The organism is Ethanoligenens sp., from assembly GCF_047718355.1.
Lineage (GTDB): Bacteria > Bacillota > Clostridia > Oscillospirales > Ethanoligenentaceae > Ethanoligenens.
This window is the reverse complement of the sequence record NZ_JBDNLG010000148.1, coordinates 1-3,333: the sequence shown is the minus strand read 5'-3', so window position 1 is coordinate 3,333 and position 3,333 is coordinate 1. Positions and strand designations below refer to the sequence as shown.

The window sequence follows — 3,333 nt, the reverse complement described above, 5'->3', positions numbered from 1 at the left end:
CCTTAATGTAGTTTATGCCCCATGTCCCCACTCTGGAACAGCACCTTTGGCAACGGGGATGCTGCAAAACAGAAAATCGCGTTGGTTCGGCAGGAAACGTCTGCATACAACGGCCAAAACCTGTTGACCTTTGCAAAGGAGTGGTTTAGAATAAAATCAGCGGGTTGTCCAGAAAACAAAGCGCGCTTTCATCAAAGAGCTGACACCCGTTTGTATGCGCGCGGAAAAGGTGGCTGTTTTATCATGGTCAAGATCGCACCGTCCATCCTTTCAGCGGATTTCTCCCGTCTGGGGGAAGCCCTTCAATCCATTGAGGCCGCCGGAGCCGACATCGTCCATCTTGACGTGATGGATGGCCATTTTGTGCCGAATCTTACATTCGGACCGCCCGTGATACGCGCATTGCGCGCCTGCACGAACTTGCCGTTCGACGTGCACTTGATGATGGACGACCCCGCCTCACTGCTCGACGCCTTTCTGGATGCGGGTGCAAACAGTATCACGCTGCATATCGAGGCGTGCCCCCAGCCGCAAGCCTTGTTGGCACGCCTGCGGCAGGCGGGGGTAGGGGCGGCGCTCTCCATCAAACCAAGCACCCCGGCAGAAGTCCTCTATCCGTTCCTTGACCAGCTCTCCATGGTACTGGTGATGACGGTGGAGCCGGGTTTCGGCGGCCAAGCGCTGATAGCGGATACATTGGAAAAGGTGTCCGCTATCCGAGGGGAATGTGAGCGACGCGGATTAAAAACAGACATTGAAGTAGACGGCGGCATCAATACCGAAACCGCCGCCGCCGCAATTCGGCATGGCGCCAATATCCTTGTAGCCGGCAGCGCTGTCTTCGGCGCAAAAGATATGGCGGCGGCTATTGCCAAACTGCGTGGATAAAAAAGCGCCCCGACACCGGTTCTCCCGGCATCGGGGCATCCTCAGACGGCGCACCGCCCAATGGCTTACTGAAAATAACGCATGAATTGTTCGACCGCGTGTTCTTTCTGGATTGTACTGCCGTGTTCTGCCATTACAGCCTCGCGCAGAGGTGTAGCCGCATCGGCTTTTCCATATTCAGAAAGCTCGGCAAGCAGCGCGTTCAGCCGCATACCATCCAGCCCGAAACGCACCGGTGAAAAAACCAGATTATATTGACCATCCACGCAGTACATTGCGCTTCTGCGCAGCGGAATATCGGGGTATCCTGAAAAGCGCCCCACTGCATTGATTGCATCTTCGAGTGTGCGGCAGACCAGCAGATAACTCTGGGGGGCGGCCTTCACTTTATGCCGAGCCGGTGCGTCCGCCGCCCGTTTTTCACCTGTAGTTTCCACTTTGGTCAAATACAGCACACATCCCTCGTTTTTACCGGGTAACACCTCGATCAGCAGGCGACTCCCCTTGGTGGAAAACCCCACCGAAGAGAACGCCTCAAACAGGATATCTTTGAGCATCCGTTTGGTGCCGGGGCTTTCGTTGTTGATGGAAATATAGTCAAGGTCATACCGGTCAAGTTCCGCGCTTTCAAGCGTCACGCGCAATTTATCCGGCGACAGTTTTTCAATATTCATGCAGGCAATCCGCCTCCCATGCGTTAGATTCGGGTAACCTTGCCGCAACTTGGTTCCCGCCGTGCGGCACACCGGTAGGACGGAGCGTATCCTCCGCCATACATTACGATCTTTTGTATTTTCCCATACTACATTATAATTTGATTTTACAGCTATGTGCAAGAGGTGAATAAAGGATGGAAAAAAAGGGGTGGAGCTGCATGCGGCTGAATCTGCACAAAAAACCGGTTTACAGCTTCTCTATGCGGATTTCGCCTGCTCAATTCGCCCTTTTTCTTCCATTCCTCCAATACATTGGCGTGCCAACCCCTCCCGCCGTCAAAACAGGAGCAACCCTGCGGCTGGGAGAGAAAACGAGCCGCCCATCACCCTTTTCGTATACAAATCTTTTTTCGCGGGGAGACTAACGACAGCTTTTGCTCCGCGACCGCAATATATAGACAGGCGCACGCGCTGCGACCAAACGAGGTGCATAACAGTGTCAAGAAAACCGTATCAATTTAATCCCAGTGGGCGGCGGCGAAGATCCGGCGGCCCATTTCTGACCGTTCTGATCGTCGTCGCGATCGCCGCGCTGGTTTTTATCGGCTGGAATATCTATGTCCCCCTGCGGCAGGTAATAGAAGGCTCGCGGCACACCCCCAGCAGCACGGTATCCAAAGCCCCATCCAAAACATCAGGCGCATCGCATACCGCATCCAAGTCCAGTTCCTCCGAAGCAGCGTCTTCCAAGCCGGCCGCCGCTGTGCGCGGCATCTATCTGCCGGGAGGTTCCCTCACCGCCGCTGCTATTGACCAGACCCTGACCGCCGCCAAAGGTGCCGGCGTGACCACTGCAATCGCCGAATTGAAAAGCGACGACGGTGTGCTCCACTACGCGTCTAAAATCAGTGAAGTACAGAACAACGGCATCGTCGCTTCCGGCGCGCTGGATGGCGCCTCCATCGCGCAGGAGATCACCAAAAACGGAATGACGCCCGCTGCACGCATCAGTTGCTTCAAGGACCCGTTGGCCCCGACTGTGATGCGCGACGCCGCAATTAAATACGCCGGCAATCACAGCACCAACTGGCTGGATGAAAGCGGCAGCCGCTGGCTCAACCCATATTCCCCGACCGCCGTCCAATACATCACCGACCTCGCGGCAGAAGCGGCCTCCATGGGCTTTAAACAGATTTATCTGGATAATGTGCAGTTCCCAGCCGGCGCGCAAAACCGCATCTGGTATGGCGATTCCACATCTTCCAAGGAAAGCGCCCTTCAGAGCTTTGTAACTGCAGTGACGCAAAAGGTGCACACCGCAGGCGGCACCGTCACACTTGTTCTGCCTGCGGCGGCGGCTGTAGGCAGCGGACAGGCAAGCCTCGGACAAGATCAGGACCCGTTCGGATATGGTGCAGATGCGGTCAGCCCCCTGCTCACGCCATCCTCCTTGAACGGGGTAACCATTGGTGGAACGGCCATTGCCAGCCCGGCAAGCAACCTTGCCACGGCTCTTACCACAGCAGCACAGGGGTTAAAAACATTGAACGCCGCCAAGTTCAGCAACACCATGCCGTTTATCCAGGCAGGCGCGGTCAACGGCAGTTCCACGGTCACTGCCGACACCGTCACCGCACAGATTGCCGCTTTGAAAGCAGCAGGCATCAACAATTTCGTATTCTACGCCACCGGAGCGTATGCGCTGACCGGTGTGGCGGCAAAATAAACTTACAGCGAATCTGTTTATAGCCAGCCGGCCTGCGGACGGCTGGCTATACTTTGTAAAAAA

General features: G+C 55.7%; 3 protein-coding genes. 2 read left to right on the top strand and 1 reads right to left on the bottom strand.

What is annotated here, in order from left to right; all coding sequences use genetic code 11:
* The first annotated feature begins 243 nt into the window (after positions 1-243).
* Positions 244-888, top strand: a complete 645-nt coding sequence (gene rpe / locus ABF463_RS14260; protein ID WP_415534669.1) for a ribulose-phosphate 3-epimerase — start codon at positions 244-246, stop codon at positions 886-888.
* A gap of 65 nt (positions 889-953) precedes the next feature.
* On the opposite strand, the gene ABF463_RS14255 is transcribed toward rpe, so the two are convergent.
* Complete coding sequence (locus ABF463_RS14255; RefSeq protein ID WP_415534667.1) at positions 954-1,562, bottom strand: adaptor protein MecA; 609 nt, start codon at positions 1,560-1,562, stop codon at positions 954-956.
* Between the two features lie 478 nt (positions 1,563-2,040).
* Here ABF463_RS14255 and ABF463_RS14250 point away from each other — a divergent pair, with 478 nt between their 5' ends.
* Complete coding sequence (locus tag ABF463_RS14250) at positions 2,041-3,270, top strand: putative glycoside hydrolase (RefSeq protein ID WP_415534665.1); 1,230 nt, start codon at positions 2,041-2,043, stop codon at positions 3,268-3,270.
* Positions 3,271-3,333 lie beyond the last annotated feature (63 nt).